This window comes from Nocardia sp. 348MFTsu5.1 (genome assembly GCF_000383535.1).
Taxonomy (GTDB): domain Bacteria; phylum Actinomycetota; class Actinomycetes; order Mycobacteriales; family Mycobacteriaceae; genus Williamsia; species Williamsia faeni.
Window position 1 is genome coordinate 1 of sequence record NZ_KB911533.1, and the last position, 19,757, is coordinate 19,757.

Annotated in this window: 17 protein-coding genes; 5 read left to right on the top strand and 12 right to left on the bottom strand. The window is 60.6% G+C overall.

Annotation, left to right across the window (positions count from 1 at the left end):
• The first annotated feature begins 93 nt into the window (after positions 1-93).
• The 4 genes from H290_RS0126905 to H290_RS0126920 are packed head-to-tail and all read left to right on the top strand — an operon-like array spanning position 94 to position 3,528.
• Positions 94-855: an SDR family NAD(P)-dependent oxidoreductase gene (locus H290_RS0126905; RefSeq protein WP_020109969.1), complete on the top strand. Its 762-nt coding sequence runs from the start codon at positions 94-96 to the stop codon at positions 853-855.
• Between the two features lies 1 nt (position 856).
• Entirely contained in the window at positions 857-1,513 is a 657-nt protein-coding gene (locus H290_RS29945; protein WP_020109970.1) for a TetR/AcrR family transcriptional regulator, read from the top strand.
• Positions 1,510-2,559, top strand: coding sequence for a phosphotransferase family protein (locus H290_RS0126915; protein ID WP_020109971.1), 1,050 nt, complete (start codon positions 1,510-1,512; stop codon positions 2,557-2,559). Before H290_RS29945 ends, H290_RS0126915 begins: the two co-directional genes overlap by 4 nt.
• A gap of 45 nt (positions 2,560-2,604) precedes the next feature.
• The gene (locus H290_RS0126920) at positions 2,605-3,528 is read left to right on the top strand and encodes a LysR family transcriptional regulator (RefSeq protein WP_020109972.1); all 924 of its coding nucleotides are present in this window, start codon (positions 2,605-2,607) and stop codon (positions 3,526-3,528) included.
• A 6-nt stretch (positions 3,529-3,534) separates the two neighbouring features.
• On the opposite strand, the gene H290_RS0126925 is transcribed toward H290_RS0126920, so the two are convergent.
• From H290_RS0126925 to H290_RS0126955, 7 genes are read right to left on the bottom strand one after another with little or no spacing between them, the layout of a single operon-like run.
• Positions 3,535-4,395: an LLM class F420-dependent oxidoreductase gene (locus H290_RS0126925; RefSeq protein ID WP_028463748.1), complete on the bottom strand. Its 861-nt coding sequence runs from the start codon at positions 4,393-4,395 to the stop codon at positions 3,535-3,537.
• Between the two features lie 26 nt (positions 4,396-4,421).
• Entirely contained in the window at positions 4,422-4,790 is a 369-nt protein-coding gene (locus tag H290_RS0126930; protein ID WP_020109974.1) for an EthD domain-containing protein, read from the bottom strand.
• Between the two features lie 39 nt (positions 4,791-4,829).
• Positions 4,830-5,846, bottom strand: coding sequence for an NADP-dependent oxidoreductase (locus tag H290_RS0126935; RefSeq protein ID WP_020109975.1), 1,017 nt, complete (start codon positions 5,844-5,846; stop codon positions 4,830-4,832).
• The gene (locus tag H290_RS0126940) at positions 5,843-6,265 is read right to left on the bottom strand and encodes a Zn-ribbon domain-containing OB-fold protein (protein ID WP_028463749.1); all 423 of its coding nucleotides are present in this window, start codon (positions 6,263-6,265) and stop codon (positions 5,843-5,845) included. Before H290_RS0126940 ends, H290_RS0126935 begins: the two co-directional genes overlap by 4 nt.
• A gap of 37 nt (positions 6,266-6,302) precedes the next feature.
• Entirely contained in the window at positions 6,303-7,475 is a 1,173-nt protein-coding gene (locus H290_RS0126945; protein ID WP_020109977.1) for a hypothetical protein, read from the bottom strand.
• Positions 7,472-8,287 carry a crotonase/enoyl-CoA hydratase family protein gene (locus H290_RS0126950; protein WP_020109978.1) on the bottom strand — a complete coding sequence of 272 codons (816 nt, stop codon included), beginning with the start codon at positions 8,285-8,287 and terminating at the stop codon, positions 7,472-7,474. Before H290_RS0126950 ends, H290_RS0126945 begins: the two co-directional genes overlap by 4 nt.
• Positions 8,284-10,713 carry a CaiB/BaiF CoA-transferase family protein gene (locus H290_RS0126955; RefSeq protein WP_020109979.1) on the bottom strand — a complete coding sequence of 810 codons (2,430 nt, stop codon included), beginning with the start codon at positions 10,711-10,713 and terminating at the stop codon, positions 8,284-8,286. The genes H290_RS0126950 and H290_RS0126955 overlap by 4 nt, the downstream gene beginning before the upstream one ends.
• Before the next feature lie 329 nt (positions 10,714-11,042).
• On the opposite strand from H290_RS0126955, the gene H290_RS0126965 reads away from it, so the two are divergent.
• Entirely contained in the window at positions 11,043-12,596 is a 1,554-nt protein-coding gene (locus H290_RS0126965) for an acyl-CoA synthetase (protein ID WP_020109981.1), read from the top strand.
• A gap of 111 nt (positions 12,597-12,707) precedes the next feature.
• Here H290_RS0126965 and H290_RS30500 read toward each other — a convergent pair whose 3' ends face one another.
• The 5 genes from H290_RS30500 to H290_RS0126990 all read right to left on the bottom strand — a co-directional run bounded on the left by H290_RS30500 (position 12,708) and on the right by H290_RS0126990 (position 19,008).
• The gene (locus tag H290_RS30500) at positions 12,708-13,394 is read right to left on the bottom strand and encodes a TetR/AcrR family transcriptional regulator (protein WP_020109982.1); all 687 of its coding nucleotides are present in this window, start codon (positions 13,392-13,394) and stop codon (positions 12,708-12,710) included.
• A 157-nt stretch (positions 13,395-13,551) separates the two neighbouring features.
• On the bottom strand, positions 13,552-14,598 hold the full coding sequence (locus H290_RS29955) for an ABC transporter permease (protein ID WP_196809642.1): 1,047 nt from the start codon (positions 14,596-14,598) through the stop codon (positions 13,552-13,554).
• A gap of 240 nt (positions 14,599-14,838) precedes the next feature.
• Entirely contained in the window at positions 14,839-16,008 is a 1,170-nt protein-coding gene (locus H290_RS0126980) for a substrate-binding domain-containing protein (RefSeq protein ID WP_231373848.1), read from the bottom strand.
• A 93-nt stretch (positions 16,009-16,101) separates the two neighbouring features.
• Entirely contained in the window at positions 16,102-17,634 is a 1,533-nt protein-coding gene (locus H290_RS0126985; RefSeq protein WP_020109985.1) for a sugar ABC transporter ATP-binding protein, read from the bottom strand.
• Between the two features lie 624 nt (positions 17,635-18,258).
• Complete coding sequence (locus tag H290_RS0126990; RefSeq protein ID WP_020109986.1) at positions 18,259-19,008, bottom strand: SDR family NAD(P)-dependent oxidoreductase; 750 nt, start codon at positions 19,006-19,008, stop codon at positions 18,259-18,261.
• Between the last annotated feature and the right edge of the window lie 749 nt (positions 19,009-19,757).

The following is a 19,757-nucleotide window of genomic DNA, read 5'->3' on the forward strand; positions in this document are numbered from 1 at the left end:
CGGACTCTGGCCCACCGAACACCTCCCCACCCGCCGCGCCGCAGCCCAACACAAACTCGCCACCCACCTCGAACACACAGCAGCCACCTACTGATGACAACCAACCTCTCCGGAAAAACCGCGCTCGTCACCGGCGGAAGCCGAGGCCTCGGTCTCGAGATCGCCCGCGCCTACGCGCTCAGCGGCGCCGACGTCGTCATCGCCAGTCGCAAAGCTGACGTATGTGCCGCCGTCGCAGCAGATCTCGCAAAAGAGACCGGTCGCGACATTGTCGGATTGGGATGCCACGTCGGGCGTTGGGCAGACTGCGACCGTCTCGTCGACGACGTCTATGAGCGCTTCGGCCGCATCGACATACTCGTCAACAACGCCGGCATGTCGCCGACATATCCCTCCTTGACCGATGTCAGTGAGGAGTTGTTCGACAAAGTCATGGCAGTCAACATCAAGGGACCTTTCCGTCTGGCGACGTTGATCGGAACTCGCATGGTCAAGCATGGCGGCGGCTCGATCATCAACATCAGCAGCATCGCAGCGGTGCAGCCAGGGGACGGCGAAGTTCCCTATGCGATAGCCAAGGCCGGGGTGAACAACCTCAGTTCGGCGCTTGCTCACGCGCTCAGTCCGACGGTGCGCGTCAACACGATCATGCCCGGGCTCTTCCTTACCGACATCTCGAAAGCCTGGGATCCGGCTACATTGGCCGACATGACACGTACCAAGATTCCGCTGCAACGGGCGGGCAATGCCGAGGAGATCACCGGCGCCGCGCTGTATCTGGCGGGCGACGACTCGAGTTACACCACGGGTTCGGTGATCAAAGTCGACGGTGGCGTTGCCTGGGCAGCGGGCTGATATGTCGGCCCCCAGCGAAGGCGCGCGGTCAACGCTCCTGGTCACCGCCAAGAGACTCTTTGCCGAACGAGGACTGGATGGTGTAAGCCTTCGCGAGATCATTCGCGAAGCAGGCATCAAGCACGCCACCGCGATCCAATACCACTTCGGAGATCGCGATGGTCTGATCGCTGCGATCTTGGCGAGTCACGAGGCCCGTGTGGATACGCGACGGGAGGCCATGCTCGACAACTACGAGGCCAACGCAACCCCCAGTGCCCGGGACATCGCCGCCATCATGGTCCGGCCACTCGCGCGCGAGCTCGAAGACCAGGACGGTCGATACTTCCTGCGGATTTATTCCCAGGTGATCCAACACCCGGACGGGATGTTCGTCGACACGGGTACGAGCATCTGGCGCTGGCGGCGTCACGCCGACGAAGTCTTGCCGCCAGGCGCTGCTGAGCTTCACACCAGGTACTCCGCACTCACCTTCACGACAGTGGAGTTGGCGCGTCGTGCAACCGAGAGGCCCCACGCAGACGATCAGCTCTTCGTCAGCCGCATCATCGATGTCGTCTCCGCCATCGTCGAAGCTCCCCTCTCCCCCGAAACCGAACGCTTGTACAGCGAACGACACCAACGCCAGCTCTTAGACGCAAAGGACACAACCGCGTGAAACCCACTCTCGACACCACCGACGGCGTCGATCTCGACATCCTCACCACCTGGATGACCGAACAGGGCCTCGGCGATGGTCCGATCTATGATGTTCAACGACTCGCCGGCGGAACGCAGAACATCCTCCTCAGTTTCGCGCGCGATGGCCGAACCTACATATTCCGCCGCCCACCGTTGAGCAAGCGCAAGAACAGCGACGAAACGATGCGCCGCGAGGCACGGGTCCTGGAGGCACTCAACGGCACCGATGTTCCTCATCCCGACCTCATCGCCGCCTGCCCGGACACCGACGTCATCGGGGCCGCCTTCTATCTGATGGAACCCATCGACGGGGCAAGCCCGCTCCCGCTGCCTGATCGCATCGCCGGCGATCCAGAGCTGCAGCGCGAGCTCGGTGAATCGATGATCGACGCACTTGCGGCACTTGGCCGGGTGGATCACGTCGCGCAGGGGCTCAGCACGTTGGGGAGATCGGACGGCTGGCTCACCCGCCAGGTATCCCGGTGGCGCGCTCAGCTCGATTCCTACAGCGATATCCCGGAGTACCCCGGCCCGCAGTTGCCCCACCTGGAGCGCGTCGCAACCTGGCTCGACGACAACATTCCCGACACCTGGAACCCTGGACTCATCCACGGCGATTTCCACTACGGCAATGTCATGGTCGCCCGGGACGAACCACGGATCGCCGCCATCGTCGATTGGGAACTGTGCACGATCGGCGATCCTCTTCTCGACCTCGGTCACCTTCTCGCCAATTGGCCCGACCCCGCCTTTCCCGGCCGCACCGGCGTGCCGGTCGCCACCGGGATGCCGACCGCCGCAGAGGCTGTCGAGCGATACGCCCGGGCCAGCGGCCGCGATGTCAGTGACTACAAGTGGTTCGCCGTGCTCGCCTGTTACCGGCTCGCAATTCTTCTCGAGGGCTCTAATGCTCGCGCGCACGCCGGAAGTACTACCAAGGAGATCGGTGACATGCTCGGGTACCGCGCGAAAGAGCTGTTCGAGCAAGCCAACGCACTCCTGGATTCGGCCGACTTCAACTAGCCATCACATTCGACACGCTTCGATTACCGGAGGGATGAGAGCGCAATGGAACTCAACGCGCTGAAGACATTCATTGCGGTTGCAGACGAGCGGAACATCGCCCGCGCGGCGGCGCGTCTGCACCTCACACCCTCCCCCGTGAGCCGTTCGATCCGGCAGCTCGAACACCGGATCGGAACACCGCTGTTCCTCCGAAACCATCACGACCTGCAACTGACTCCGGCCGGAAAGATCTTGTTGTCGACCGCTTTACAGATCTCGGACGAACTCGCGCTCGCGGAGAGCAAGATTCGCAATCTGATGGACGCAGGCGATCGCTGGCCGAACATCACGATCGGCGCAACACAGCGGGTCAACCCAGAAATCATCGACGACGTGATCGAACGGATCTCAACTGCCAGCCCTACCTCGACGGTCTCGGTCTCCACAGGTGAGTCGTCCAAGCTGCTCCTCAACCTCAAGAATGGGACCCTCGATCTGGCAATCGTCCACCTCCCCGTCAATGACTCGTCGATCTGTACCGCGAACATCGCCGAGTACGCCTGCGGGGCGGCGATGAGAGCCGATGATCCGCTCGCAAGCCTCGATGTTCTCACTCCTGGCGACGTCAGAGGCCGGTCGATCATCTTTCCACCTGCCGGTGTCCAACCGTTGGCCATGGCCGAACTACGGCGCGCGCTGCTCGATTTCGGGTTCGCCGCCGCCGACGACTCGGCACCCTCAGATCCGGTTCTCGCCTCGAATCTTGTGTTGCGCGATACCTCGCGGCCACTGGCGCTGACCGGAAACCACACTCCGGGTGGACGGGTATTCGCAGACCAGAAGTTCAGAGTTGTCCCGTTTACGGGAAACGCGATCACGCTCCGGGTCGGTCTTGCGTGGAGCTCTCCGGTGCGGGCACCCTGGGTGACCGCGATGATCGACGCCGTTGTCGACGCCGCCGGGGTCGCGACCATCCAGGCCGGCTGAGTTCGATCACACCAGAGCGGCAGCCAGTCGACGCCATTGCTCGCGGGGTAGTTCTTCCTTGCCGGTCAAGACCTGGACGCACACCTGGTCGGCGCCCGCGGCGACGTGCTCGTCAATGCGTGCCTTGATCTTTTCCTCGCCGCCCCACACGACCATGGCGTCAAAAAGCCTGTCGCTCAACGTCTTCAGATCTTCGGGAGTGAACCCCAACCGCAACAGGCTGTTGGCGTAGTTTGGGAACTCCAGATAGTCGCGCAGCCACTCGGTTGCTATCGCGCGGGCCTCGTCGGCGGTGGAACACAGGATCACCGTTTGTTCCGGAAGTACGAGTTTGTCCGGCCCAACTGCTTCGCGGGCGAGCCCGGTGTGTTCGGGCGTCACGAGGTACGGATGAACCCCACCGGTCCGCTCGGCGGCCAAACTGAGCATTTTCGGACCGAGCGCGGCCAAGATCCGGCCGTCGACAGGGATCGGCGGGTGACCCTTGTCGAGCTCGTCCAGAAACGCTGCCGTCGACGCAATCGGACGCCGATAAGTACCCGGGTCCCGGAGTTTGTCGACCACCGGCGCATGGCCGACCCCGATCCCCAGGAGGAATCGGTCCGGATAGGCCGCGGTGACCGATGCGTAACCGTCGACCACGTACTCGGGCTCGTGCATCCAGAGATTGAGGATCCCGGTCGCGACCACTGCGGTGCGAGTCGCTCCGAGGAGATTGTTGACGGCGTCGAAAATCGGGCCACCGCCGTCCGGAACCCAGAGTGATCCGAACCCGAGTTCCTCGAGTTCTGCGGCCGACTCGGCAGCTTCGACCGGATCGCCGAAACGCAGTCCGGCACCCCAGATACCGACCTTTGAGAAATCCATCATCTACCTCAATCCGGTTGGGTAACTCAGATTATCGTGTGTTCCTCGGTGAAGAAGATGCGTGACCGAGTCAGATCGATGAAGGTTCGCTCATCTTCCAGCAACGCTTTTCCGGCAGTCCTGCCGGCATCGCTTCCGCGGACGGCAGCGAGATCGTCAGTACTGTCCCACCAGAGTTCGGCAACTCCGTCGTACGGCTCTCCCTCGCAACCCCGCGCAGCGAGTGTGGACGCGAGACGCGGATCGTCGAATGTGTGGCACTGGACGTATCGGCGGATCCCCAACGCAGCGGCATGCCGGCGAACCAGCGGTGCATGTTCCTCCAGCCAGTAGCGAGAAAACTCCTCCTGCGACAGTCCTGACTTCCTCCGTAGGCAGAATACGATCTTGATCATTCGCGTCTCCTCGACTTCATCAGTTGGCCGGTTGGTGAGTCACTGCGCCACGCGGACAAGGAGTTTGCCGTCGTGCGCCCCGCTGAAAAGTCGCGACAGTGCGTCCGTGGCATTCTCGAGTCCGTCCACGATATGGTCTTTCCAGGTGATTTTGCCGTCGGTGATCCACTGTACGAGGTCGCGCCGCGCGTCCGCGGAGCGATCGAGGTGGTCGATGACCACAAACCCCCGGATGGTCAGCCGATTCATCAGAACCCGACCGAAGTCGGTGGGGCCGGCAAGCGGACCTTCAGTGTTATAGCCGGAGATCATCCCGCACAGGGCCATCCGCCCGCCTTTGTTGAGCCGCGAGAACACCGCATCCATGATCGGACCACCGACATTCTCGAAGTCCATGTCGATGCCATCAGGGCACAGCCGGTCCAGAGCGTCACCCACAGCCTCAGACTTGTAATCGATTGCGCCGTCGAATCCCAGCTCGTCGACAATCCAGCGACACTTGTCCGGGCCGCCCGCGATTCCGATGACCCGGCAGCCCTTGATCTTTGCAATCTGACCGACGACCGAACCCACGGCACCGGCCGCAGCGGACACAACCAGTGTTTCGCCCTCGCGTGGTTGGCAGATGTCGAGCAACCCGACGTACGCGGTCAACCCGGTCATACCGAGGACCGACAGATGGGACTGCAACGGCAAACCTTCGACGGGTCGCAGCCGCCGCGCGGCCGAACCAGGTGCGACGCTATGTGTTTGCCAGCCACCCTCACCGAGCAAGACCGTGTCACCGGCATCGAAACGGTCCGATCGACTCTGCTCGACCACACCGATGGTGGTGCCGCGCATGATCTCGCCGATCTCCACCGGCGGCAGGTACTGGTCCCGGTCACTCATCCACAACCGGTTCGTGGGATCGAGCGAGAGGAGTAGATTCTTGACGAGAATTTGTTCGTCACCCAGTTCATCGACCGGCGACGAGACGAACTCGAGATCATCGGGCCCCGGCGCGCTCTCGGGTCGTCGCCGCAGGACCCAGCGCTGGTTGTCAGTGTGGTTCATTTCATTTCCTCTACATCAGGTACGGGACCGAAAACTGGTACGTACTCGTGTGATTCGTCGGGTCCAGACTTCGGAAACAGGGCCTGCACCCGAAAGCCTTCGGCTATATCCGATGGTTCGACGTCGACAAGTTGGGTCCACCACCACGGGCCTTCATCGAGCTCGACGATGACGATCGTGATCGAGGCGATCTCGTCGGAGTCCACGACTGGTTTGGGGACGAACGCCCACGACACCACCGCGCCGAGGCCGGACGCGGGAATCCATTCGAGATCGGTGTTCCCGACGCTGTCCTGCTCAACAGGTGGACTCAGGATCTCGCCGGTGACAACCGATCTGCGCAAGAGCAGAATTCCCTGCGCGGCGCCGTCGAAAAATGCTGCGGTCGCGGCGTCTCGGACCACGGGTTGTAAAATCACGGTGTTTCCATCCCTAGTCGGCGCAATGTCTGCCGATTCATGAGCTCAGCACCAACGTCGAATGATGGTCCAGGATCCCACCATTCCCTGAGACCAACACCAGATCGTGCTGCTCCTGCTGACGCTCGCCGGCCTGACCGCGAGCCTGAATGATCGCCTCCGATAGCGGGGTCATTCCCCACATGTAATACGAAGACAGCTGTCCTCCACCGGTATTCACCTTGAGCTTTCCGCCGGGGCCGATGTTGCCCGGTGTGGCGACGAACTCGCCGCCCTCTCCTTTTGCGCAGAAGCCGTAGTCCTCGAGGCTCACCAGCGCGGTATAGGTATAGCAGTCGTACAGTTCGACGATGTCGATGTCTTCGGTGGTCACACCAGCCATGGCCATCGCCGCAGGCCCCGACCTCGCTGCGCCGGTCACCAAACCGAAATCATCGTTGCGGCGCAGAACAGTGCCCGGGTGGCTCTGCGCCCACCCGAGAACGTTGACTGGGGGCTGCTGTAGGTGCGCTGCCCGCTCTGCTGTCGTAACCACCACGGCCACACCACCGTTGGACACCACGCAGCAGTCGAACAGATGGAACGGGTCACTGATGATCCGAGACTTCTGATGATCGTCGACGGTGATGGGCTTGCGCATCTGCGCAAGCGGGTTCATCATCGCCCACTGTCGCTGCGCGACAGCGACTGCAGCCAACTGCTCCGATGTCGTCCCGTACGTGATCATGTGACGCCGAGCCGCCAGCGAATACAGCATGTTGGGCGAGGCGGCGCCGGTCGACCGCTGCAACCCGCTCCACCCACTCGGTGCGCGGCGCTTCGCGGAATACACATCCCCGGAAGCTTTTCCCTCCTTGAGAGGAGCGTCGCCGAACGCGCACACGATGACCTCGGCCATCCCTGCTTCCACGGCCATCGATGCGAACTGAATCATCGCGCCGGCTGACGAACCGAATGCATGCATCGTGCTGAGAACATTGAGATCTCGCAGATTTAAATCAACCTGCAATTCGAGGCCGACGTCATTCGTGACGCCCGCGGACACCAACAGACCATCGACGTCCGCAAGGGCGAGACCGGCATCACTCACGGCACGCCGGGTAGCCTCCGCAGCGAACTGCCGAGCACTCTTACCGTAGACCTTCCCCATCTCTGTCATCCCGAGGCCGACGATGACCGGGGATCGCGGGGAGCGATGCTTCTGGTTCATTCGCCAGTCCATTCCGGGGAGCGCTTCTGCGCGAACGCGCGTGTTCCCTCTTTCGCATCGCGCGAAGCCATGACGCGTCTGGCCTCGTTTCGGTTGCGGCTCCAGTCGTCGTCGTCGCGGTCCACTCGTCCGTCGGCGATCCCGCCGGCAATTCGCTTGCTTGCCTGAACTGCGAGAGGAGCATTGGATGCGATGGTGTTGGCAAGATCGATCGCCGCGTCTAGTGCCTGACCCGCAGGAACAACTCGATTCACGAGCCCGAGGTCATATGCTCGATCAGCTGAGATCGGTTCCCCGGTGAGCATCAATTCCAGTGCAATCTTTCGCGGAATCTGTTGTGGCAGTCGGAATACTCCGCCGGCAGCGGCGACAAGGCCCCGTCGGACCTCGGGAAGCCCGAACGTAGCCGACTCCACCGCGACCACCAGATCACTGGCCAGGGCCAGCTCGGTGCCCCCGCCCAATGCGAAACCGTTGACGGCAGCAATGGTCGGCTTGCTCACGGGATGGCTCACATACCCGGCGAATCCCCAGTGCGCCCGGTTACCTTCGGGCATGATGCCCTCGCCACGGGAGATGGCTTTGAGGTCAGCGCCCGCACAGAACGCCTGGTCGCCGGCACCTGTCAGAACAATTGCCCGCACCCCAGGATCTGCGTCTGCCGCTTCCAGCGCGTCACCCAACGCTTCGGCGACAGCTTTGTTGACGCTGTTCCGCGCCTCGGGGCGATTGATCGTGATCACCTGAACATGACCATGCTGTTGCGTCGTGACAATCTTGATCCCCGCGACGTTATCCGACTCCGATGTCATGCCGTCCCTCTTTCCGATTCCAATGCAGCGACCGACTCTGGTACTTCGAGGATGCCGTCTGCAATCAGCTCCGCGATCTCGGCCTCGTCCATCCCGAGGACCTCAGCACACACTTCAGCTGTGTGCTCGCCATGGATCGGTGCTGCCCCGAATTGCGGGACCCCGATACTGCTGAACACCGCCTCACCATTCTGCGCGACCAGCGCACCACCAAACTGTGGCTGATCCTGAAAACGCAGAAAGCTCCTGGCACTGAACTGAGGGTCCTCATCGAACTCGCTGGCGCGCTGCATGAACCCACACGGCACACCGCGCTTCTGCAAGAGCGTCATCACCTCGCGAGGTGCTTGGGTGCTGATCCACGATCGCACGTGCTGTTCGATCTCGTCCCGGTGCGCAACACGCCCCTGTGCCGAGGCGAAGGCTTCGCGGTCAAACCACTCGGACATGTCCACAGCCTCGGCCAGGGCACGGAAGTGTTCATCGGTCTGCACGTCGATCACACACCACTCGTCGTCCCCGTCACATCGAAAGATTCCGCGAGGAGCATCGCCGCCACGGAAGTTGCCTGCGATGGTCAAGGTGCCCGGATGAAGCGACTCGGCCATAAACCGATCAGCCATCTGTCCGAGCAATACATCGATCTGCGCAACGCTGGCGGTGCCACCGAGCCCGGTCTGCTCACGGCGAATCAACAATGCGATCACTGCGGTGGCCACAAACCGTGACGCGACATGGTCGGGATAGATGGTGATCGCGTCGCTGAATCCGTCATCATCGCCGGGATACGACCACAGCCAACTCAAACCTGTACTTGCCCGCACCAACGGCCCGTATCCCATCCGCCGACTCCACGGCCCGGCAGGGCCAAAAGCGCTGCTGTCGGCCATGATCAGCCGAGGATTCGTCTGCTTCAGCGTGTCGTAACCGATGCCCAGAGACTCGAGAGTTCCAGGTTTGAAGTTCGACAACAGCACATCAGATTTCCGAACCAGGTCGAGGAAGAGTTCCTGTCCGCGCTCCGAGCGCAGGTTCAGCCCGAGGCTTCGTTTGTTGCGATGTCCGCGCGCGAAACTCTGGGTGACGTCGTTCGGCCCAGCACTCTGCCGGTTCCCATCCGGGTATTGCCGGTTCTCGACCTTGATCACGTCGGCGCCCCAGTCCGAGAAAAGTCGTCCGGCCTCGGCTCCGGCGACGATGACACCGAGATCGAGCACCCGAAGCCCCGCGAAGGGGCTGTGCTGCTCGCGTGTCGATCGTCTCGGACGAGGTACCGGATCAGCGACCAGGACGTCTGCGGTGTGTTCACCCACCGAGGGCGCGGGCGTCCGGTAGCCGATCCCCACACCGTCAATCTCGAAGTAGTTCTGTGGCATCTTCGCTGTACGTGACCCGACGGAAACATCAACAAAAGTATTGCGCGCAAGGTAGTGCGGCGCGGTGAAAACGTCTGACGGATAGAGCAAACCGGCCGCCGGAACCCCGAACTGAACACTCTCCTCAACCACCTGCGCCCGCGTCCGCGTCGCAAAGAACTTTTTGAGAACGGGAGTGATGATCGCCTCCGCCTTGTGACGCTCTCGCAGCACGGCGTACTTCGGATCGCTGAGTTCTTCGGGCCTGCCCATCCACTCGAACATGTTGCTCCATTGACGCGCACTCAGAAGGCAGATACGCACCCACCCATCCGCACACGCGAACATGGGGTACAAGTGCCGCGCGTCAGGCCGACCGCGCGGCAGATCCGATGCCGCGCCACGCGCTGACCCGCTGATGCCGAAGGCCGGATCGAGACTGACCGCAACAGCCTCGAAGACGGAGAAATCAATCAGCTCACCGAGTCCGGAACTGGCCTGCTTCCAAACAGCGAGCATCGCGGTCCACGCCGCCTGCGATGATGCCGCGGCATCGACGAGATGCTCCGGGGGCAACAGCGGCTCGCGGTCAGGAAGGCCCGACTTCGCGAGTAGGCCGGTGACTGCGGCCAGAACGTCATTTGTCCCGATCCAGTCGCGATAAGGCCCTGTCTTGCCGAACCAGCTCAACTCCAGCACGATCAACGCCGGGTTCTCTTGCAACAGCTTTTCCGGCGTAACTTCCGCCGAAAGCTCCTGAGCCCCAGGACCACCCGCGATGACAAGGTCGGCGTTCCGCGTCAGGCAGAGAAAATCTTCGCGCCCATCGGCTGTATCGAGGTCGATGACGGCGCTACGCTTGTTCACGTTGGCGGCGGCGAAGGTGAGGCTGATCCCGTCATCTCGCACACCGAGCAGACGTGACGGCGCACCGGATGGGCTCTCGATCTTGATGACGTCGGCACCCAGATCGGCCAGAATTCGGCCTGCGCCCTCACAAAGCCCATCAGAAAGGTCGAGCACCCTGATGCCGCTGATAGGCAGGGCTGGCGTTTGGTCACCGGTGACCATGGAACCTCCACGAAATGTGCGTCTTGAACGAAGCGTCGAATGCTGTCGGGCAATTATCTGACCACGACCGACCACATGACCAGTGCAAACAATGGTCGTTCGACCGGCCAAAAGTTGCATGATGGACAGGCTTTCATTTGATCTCTGGCGATGGTACGGATTTAGTGTCCGCTGTGTGTCGTCGAGACCTCTTGAGAACACACTTACTAACACCTGCCTACTGTCGATCGACCATTCGGATGGTCTCCCGACGAGGATTCTGACGAGAAGATCGGCTGATTTTCACGGTCGATGATCCCGCAGACTCCATCCCTATCCTTGGAGAAACGATGTACCCCGGCGCGTATCTGAATACCTTTCCGAACAAGCCCGCGGTGATCACCGCCGAGACCGGCGAAGTGGTCACCTATGCCGAGTTGGAGTCCAACTCCATCCGGATCGCTCGTCACCTCTACGGATTGGGTCTGCGCCCGGGCGACCACCTCGCGGCCGTGGCCACCAACACTCCCAAAGTATTCGACATCTACTGGGCAGCAATGCGATCCGGCCTCTACATGACGATGGTCAACTGGCACCTGACCGCCGGCGAGGCCGCCTACATCGTCAACGACTGCGGAGCCAAGGCCGTGATCGTCGACGCCGCGCTCACCGAACTCGCCGGCGCACTTCTCCCACTGACGCCCGACACCGAACATCGCCTCGCCTTCGGTGGAAATGTCGACGGATACTCCGACCTCGATGCGGCTGCAGCAGCCGAATCCGATGTGCCGATGGAGGATCAGCCTCGGGGCACGGACATGCTCTACTCCTCGGGGACCACGGGGCAGCCGAAGGGCATCAAGCCTCCATTGCCGGGCCGCCAGGTATCCGAGCCCGGTGACAAACTGACCGAAACAAACCAAACAGTATGGGGCGTAGGCCCGGACACCGTCGCCCTGTCCCCGGCGCCGCTATACCACTCGGCCCCGCTGAGATGGTTCGGAGTGGTCCAGGCGTTGGGTGGCACAGTCATCCTGGTGGATCGATTCGACGCAGAAAAGACGCTGCAGTACATCGCACAGTTCGGGGTCACCCACAGCCAGTGGGTACCAACCATGCTCATCCGGATGCTCAAACTGCCCGAGGACGTCCGGCTCGGCTATGACGTCTCCAGTCTCCGCGTCGCGATTCATGCCGCGGCTCCATGCCCGGTCGAAACCAAGCGGCACATCATCGAATGGTGGGGGCCCATCGTGTGGGAATTCTACTCGGCCACCGAGTACAACGGAATGACGATCGTCAACAGTGAGGAATGGCTGCGCAAGCCAGGGACCGTCGGCCGCGCCGCCCTCGGTGTTCCGCACATCTGCGATGGCGACGGCAACGATGTCGCGGCGGGACAGATCGGAACGGTCTTCTTCGAGCGGGACGCCCTACCATTCGAGTATCACAACGCGCCGGAAAAGACGCGTAGCGCCCAACATCCGGCCCACCCGGCCTGGACCACCACCGGCGACCTCGGCTACCTGGACGAGGACGGCTACCTCTTCCTCACCGACCGGGACTCGTTCCTCATCATCTCCGGTGGCGTGAACATCTACCCCCAGGAAATCGAGAATGTCCTCGTCGAGCACCCAAAGGTACTCGACGCCGGCGTCATCGGCATGCCTGATGCCGAGCTCGGCGAGATTGTGACCGCCGTTGTCACCCCGGCGCCGGGAGTCGAGGGCGACGAAGGTCTCCGCACTGAGCTGATGGATCATCTCAGCGAGCACATCGCCCGCTACAAACTTCCTCGAAGCATGGTGTTCAATGCCGATCTTCCCCGCACACCGACAGGGAAGCTCGTCAAGCGCAAGCTCAAAGAGCAACTGCTCGCCGGGACCGTCGACACATCGGCGTGAACGACATCGACATCGCTACCCCGCCCACTCCGGGTAGTTGACAACAGAACAGGCGGCGGCCCATTGGGCCGCCGCCTGTTCTGTGTCTCAAAGTGTATGTGTGTGGTTCTCTCACACCCGGAAGGGTCCATCTGCCATCGGACCCATGGCGATCATGGCACTGAATCCGGTCACCAACGCTCGCATTGTCAGTTCGAAGGACTCGGCATCTGTGATCGCATCGTTTGCGATTGCATTCCGGAGCGCCGGGTACTCCTCAGACACATCACCGAAGCCGTCGTTGTCGGAGTACTCGCTGAATATCGCGCCGGCGAAAGCCAGCATTTCGCCCGATCTGATCAGAGACATCTGCATTTGCTCGTGTACTCCAGCATCTGACAAAGCCTGGATCGACGTGTTGATGACCTCATGGTCGAAAGATCTCCACGGTCGCGTAATGAGGAGTGGCGCCGCGTTCGGATGTTCGATGAACGCATTTCGATAATTGACGACGGACTCGACAATATATGACTGCCAGGACCGCACTTCTTCAGAATCTCCTGGAACCGATGGCCTGACTCTCCTCAGGATATATTTGATGACCTCAGACAATATTTCTTCTTTATCCGCAAAATGATAATAAAGAGATGCCGAAGTGACCTCGAGTTCGCGTCCCAGCGCGCGAACGCTCATCGCATCCAAACCGTCCCGATCGATGATCTTGACCGCCGCTTCGATGACCGAGCGTCTGGACACGACCGGTTTCGTGGGCCGCCCGCTGCGGCGGCTCGCCGGCGATTCATTCGGCGCCTCTGACACTTGTTGCCTCCCGAAATCTCGGTCTAACCGCCTGCGAACGCCTTGCGCCCGGTTCCGCGCACCCAAGGCATCACGCACTTGTGATCCACGACCGATTGTCCCTGACGCACGGGCGCTCCTTGCACAGCGCCTGCCTCACGACGGAACCCGTGGTCCGCTATTTCGCTTCTGCCACTTCGACCACCTCGGGTGCCGTGGGTGCCGCGCCGTCTTCTGTCTTGGCAACCTTGGAGCGGAGAATTCGACGCCCTGTCGAGACTCGGTTCTGCCGCCAGGTGGCGAATGCCACGGCCACCAGCAATGCCACGCCGTTGAACATCTCGTTGAGCCACTGAACGTTGGTCCAGAACTGGATACCCTGAACGCCGATCGCAAGTACGTAAACTGCGATGATCGTGCCCCAGACGTTGAATCGACCCGGTTTCACCTGTGTCGATCCAAGGAAGGCCGCAGCATAAGCCGGCAGGAGCATCGCATTACCGAAAGTCAGAGATGCGCCGATGAGCGAGGCATAGAAGACCCCGGCAAGCGCCGAAAGCGTGCCCGCGGCGATGAACGACAGCCATACCCAGCGTCCGACTCGCACACCGGTGAGTCGGGCGGCCTCAGGGTTACCGCCGGATGCATAGATGTAACGACCGACAGGCGTGTGTGCCAGTACCCACCAGATGATCACTGCGAGGATGAACAGATACACAACGATGATCTGGAAACCGAAGACCTTCGTCTGAGTCAGGGACAGCCAAGCACTGGACGTCGGCGGTAAGGGCTGCGAGTTATCGGTGATGATCTGCTGGACCGCAACCAGAATTGTGCCGGTCGCAAGCGTGGCGATAAAGGAACTGATGCCCAGCTTGACGACAAAGAATCCGTTTGCAATACCGATCACACACCCCATCGCCAGCGCGATGAAGATAGAGGTCCACATTCCAAAGCCATTTGAGCTCTGTAGCTGCGTGACTGTCACCGCGGAAATGGTGATGGTCGCACCAATGGAGAGGTCGAAGACACCAGCTGCGAGAGGAATGATCACGGCCAGGGCAAGCATCGCTGTGATGGCCTGTTGCGATGCAATCGTGTGCATCGTCGCCGTTGTGAAAAAGAGGTTGGGCATCGAAATACTGAAGACGATGATGAACAGAACGCCTAGGTACAGCCCACTGAATCGATCAAGACCAAAGTTGGGAAGGGCTCGAGACGACACGGGATATCCTTACTGTTAAGAATGAGATATTGGAATCAAGTCGGTTGAGGTGGGGCTGTTGTGACCTAGCAAGTCTTTGGCGTCCGGTAACAGCGACGACAAACAACAGATGCACTGCTTCGAGGTAATTCCGGGGAGTAGGCGGGGTGCCGGCCGGCCTTGACCGGCCGGCACCCGCCATCATTGATGAAGTCGACGGACAAAGAGCTCGTCACGCGACCATGTCAGCTGAGCAGCTGGTTAGCTACTGACCAGCCAGAGCTTTTCGAATTGGGTGCCGAAATCAGCGGGTTCGTTCAGACTGGCCTCGATCTCGAAGTCCTGGCCTTTCGTCAGCAGACGCGTGGGCGACAGAATAGTGTTATCGATAGGGAGACCCTGGTCGTGGCGAAGGGCACCGTCCATCGCATGCCACCCGTTGTAGGCCGTATTCGTCTGAGTCCAAGCACTTTCGGTGCCGGCCTCAAGAGCATTCAGGTTCTGAACGCTTCCACCCTGCCCGAGGATTTTCACCTTGCCCGTCATTCCCGCTGCCGCGAGCGCCGCCGGTACACCGGTTGAGAAGTCTGCTGCCGGGAAGATGACGTACTTGATCGACGGATCCTTCTGTAGCGCACCGACGAGGATCGGGGGAAGTTTGCCACCCACCAAGTCGGAGTAGCTCATCGCCAGCGGTTCCACTGAACAACCGGAGCAGTTCGACTTGATGAACGTCTGGAAGTGATCCGTCTGATTCTTCAGCGCCTGAACGGAATCCACCGTGACCACAATTCCCTTGCCGGCACCATTGCTGTCAGCGATGAACCAGTTGGCCAGGATTTCTCCCATCGCAATCGAGAAATCGGGGCCGTCGTAGTTCGAGATGATCGGGCCGGTCGGCTCTCCGTCGCTGTAGGCGTTCAGTAACACCGCCCCGGCCGCCTCGTACTGCGGAATGATCGATTGGAACTGTGCCTTCTGGAAGCCCGATGTGCCGACGGCGGTGGGATTGAACTGCAGCGCCTGGAGCAACGCCGCCACCTGCGTGGCGGGATCGGCCAAAGAGTACCCAAGAACCTTGAAGTTCCAACCTGCAGCCTTCGCAGCGTCTTCCGCGCCGTCGCGCTGAATCTTGCACACCGGAAGGTCACACTCAAGCCACACGAACGTCTTACCTGCCGCAGGCTTGGTCTTGAGTGGTGTGAAATTCCCGATCGTGGTGACCGGTTGCTCATTCTTCGCAGTGGCGTCTTTCGCTGCGGACACCTGAGCGGGGTCGCCGCTCGCATTCGAGTCCGTGCTGCTCGACGCGTCTGAACAGCCCGCGACAAGGGCTGCAATGGTGAGCAACGACGCCGCACCGATCCCGAGACGTTTCCATCTACGGTCGCGTGAGCCCGCAGACCGGGCCACTCGAGTGTTTACGTTCATCTACATAACTCCTATTCGATGTGAACTTCAGGAACATTGCTGTGCGGAAGATGGGCAACAGGCCCAGTCAGGTAAGAGGTTGCGGTCCACCACCTACGAAGTCGTCAGGTCGGCGGGGGCATCTTCGCCGAGGGCGGCATGAGAGATCGCCGGAACGGTGATCTGGGGTCCGCTGAGATCAGCGGTGATCCGGCCGTTCTTCAGAACGATCACCCGGTGACAAAGAGACGCGAGTTCGTCGACGTCAGACGAACTGACGACCACCGCTGCTCCGCCGGCCGCGGCCTCGATCAATTGATGGTGCAGCGAGCTCTTCGCCGCGATGTCGACACCCTGGGTCGGCTCATCCAATAGAAAGAGAACAGGATTGCGCCGGAGCCACTTGGCAAAGATCAGCTTTTGCTGGTTGCCACCGCTGAACGTCGACAGCGGTCGCTTCTCACCGCCGCGTGGCCGAACATCCAGGTCATCGAACCACTCGGTGGTTTCGGCGGATTCGCGCTTAGGCGATATCCTCCAGTTGTCCCATAGCGGCGCGAGATTCGACAGCGACACATTCTCGGCAGCACTCAGTGTCAGGACAGCGCCCGCTCGACGATCAGGCGGGATATAGGCAACCCCGGCTTTGGTGGCGAGGTCCGGACGCATAGGGCGAAGCCGCTTTCCCGCTACATCGACTTCTCCGCCGTACCGCCGATTCGCCCCGTAGATCGAGCCCAGGATTGCCTCACGCCCGGATCCGGTGATACCCGCGATCCCGACGATCGAACCCGCCGCCACGTCGAAGGACACGTCGTCGACTGCGCTCGCCTCGAGGTCACGAACCTGAAGGACGACTTCACCATTCGTCACCCGAATGGCCTCAGTTTCAGCATGCGCTTCATCGAACTCAGATCCGACAAGCAGGTTGACGAGTTGCTTCCTGTTCAGGTCACTACATGGCACCGAATCCACGATGTTCCCGTCCCGCAGGATCGTGATGTTCTGTGCGATCTCGAAGACCTCGTCGAGGCGGTGGGTCACGTATATGACACCAACACCGGCAGAAGCGATGTGCCGCACGATCTTCAGAAGCTGTTGCACCTCGTCGTCAGGAAGTGTCGCAGTCGGTTCATCAAGAACCAGCAGTGTTGCTTTTCGGTTTTCGTCTTCACGAATTGCGCGGGCTACCGCGACACCGGTCTTCATCGCCGGCGTCAATGTCGAGACGGAGACCCGCGGGTCGATGTCGAGGCCGACCTCGGCGAGTATCTCCGACGCCCGGTTCCTCGCCGCCCGCGTGCGAATCGTCCCGAATCGCGTCGGGAAGCCGACATCCAGATACAGGTTGTCGAGTACCGTCTCCGTCTCGATCAGACCGACATCCTGATGGACGAATCGGCAACCCAGGTCACGGGTCGAATGTGCAGAGCCTGTTTCCAGATGCTCCCCACCGATATAGATCTCGGCTCCAGGATCAGGATTGTGGTAGCCGGACAGAACTTTGATGAAAGTTGATTTGCCCGAACCATTTTCACCGACCAGCGCGTGAACCTCACCTCGCTTCACCTGAAGACTGAAACAGGCGAGGGCAAGGCCACCCGGGAAGCTCTTGCTCACGTTCTGTGCGTCGAGTGCCAGCGTCATCTCAGGACTCCTCAAGGATTGGATCAAAGTGGCTCGGCGCTCAGATTGTGCGCCACATCACTAGGTACTCATGGAGTGTTATCTATCACCTATCAATAAGTCAATAGGGATTCGCACTCAATTTCGCCAAGTCCGCCAGCGTAGGATCAGCTCATCGAACCTTAGATGGAATGGGTTAGAAACCCTGTGCTTCAGCACTATTCGTGCGGATACGGCACGCCCGACGACTGTTCAGTACACGGCCCAACGCCCCACGGTCTACGGTCTACGGTCTACGGCGAGGATTGCCCATAGTTGCTGATCACCAACACTTCTCGATATGCCACGATGATGTCGAATGTAGGGCACCGACAAGATCTACTTCTGTGCAGCGTAATTCGGCCGCCTGCACTGCCGGACAGTCCACTGGACAATCCAGATCACACGACGCCGCAATGGGTGACAGGCTGCAGAGTTTCAGATTTATCTATCATCGATCAATTACTGCTCGAACAGCTGGTTTCATTCGAACGGGGTTCTGTGCAGGCAACATTCGTTCAACACCAACAGCTTTCGGGAACGCTCGGTGGACGGCCAACCTCACGATCGGACCGCCCACCGGGTCACACTTTCAGGAGACAGACCTCAGCCTGCGGTCTGGCCGCCTTCGACGGGCAGCGAGATTCCCGTGATGTAGGACGACTGGTCGCTGGCCAGAAACAACATTCCGTTGGCGATTTCCTCAGCGGTTCCGACCCGGCGCATGGGCACCAAGTCCCTGAGGTACTCGTATGCCCCGGGATTGTCAGCAATACCTTGATCCATCATCGGAGTCTTGATCGTGCCGGGGCACAAGGTATTTGCCCGAATCTTCCGTTCGGCATACTCCAATGCCACCGTCCGAGTCAGACCGAACACACCACTCTTCGCCGCACTGTAACTCGCCAGCTGCGGCGTACCGATCAGCGCCGCCGTCGACGCCACATTCACAATCGAACCGCCACCCCGGGCCAGGAGTTCCGGAATGGCGAACTTCATCGACAAGAACACCCCGCGCAAGTTGATGTTGACCATCTTGTCAAAATCTTCTTCCGACGACTCATGGAACGGCATCATCGGCGCATTGGCCCCAGCGATGTTGCACAAGATGTCCACCCCGCCGAACTCACTGACAGCAAGGTCGACCATCGCCTTCGAATCCGCAGTCTTCGAAACATCGGTCTGGATCGCAACCGCCCGCTCGCCGAGCTCCTTCGCGGTGGTCTCCTGTGCACCGGAGATATCGGCGAGGACCAGATTCGCACCATGCTCGTGAAACAGTCGGGCCGTCGCCAGCCCCATACCCGAGCCGGCACCCGTCAGAATTGCAGTCTTACCTTCGAGCAACTTATCCATATTCCCTACTCCTCATGTTCGTTGATCTCGTGTTGACTTGGTGGGTTGTTTTCCACGGCCGCGTCGTCAAACGCATCGCAGTTGTTCCTGCGCCAGTGGAGTGTCTGGGGGGTCTGAAATCTCAGTTGTGCAAATACTCTCGAAAACCTCCCACCGGGAGGCATCGGGGAGTGTTCATTTTCCGACGATGGCTCGTGCTCAGACGTAGCGGCCGCATTCACGGCGGCATCACCCGACCCACCGCGGTAGCCGCATCGACCAGCTCCCCCGGCCTCTGCGGACCGTTGATATCGACGTCCACCACGGTCGCCATCTGTCCTCCATGAAATAAGCGCTGTACCAACCAACTCGAGCCGACCGACTGACGTGTAGGTCGATGCTCCACTTACTGGTGCGGCGGGTAACTGACAGGACAGAACTGACTGTGGATCTCGCTGCTCGGCACTGTGATCCGGGATACATTTTTGAACCACGGGAGATATAGTGCACTTGTACGCACGCTCCTGTCAACCGCACTACTTGCATTGCCGCAGCCCCCAGAAAGGCCACGTGATCGTTGACAACGCCTTCAAGTTGCACGCCCGTGCTCTCCAACTCGAGCAACCCGAAAGCTCCTCGATGAAACAGACCGGGTAGTGCACTTGACACATTTGGTCGTACATGTGCACTATCGGAGCATGGTATGGGCCTTTGAAACTGATTCCGACTTCCAGCTCAAGCTCGATTGGGCCAACGATTTCGTGCGCAAC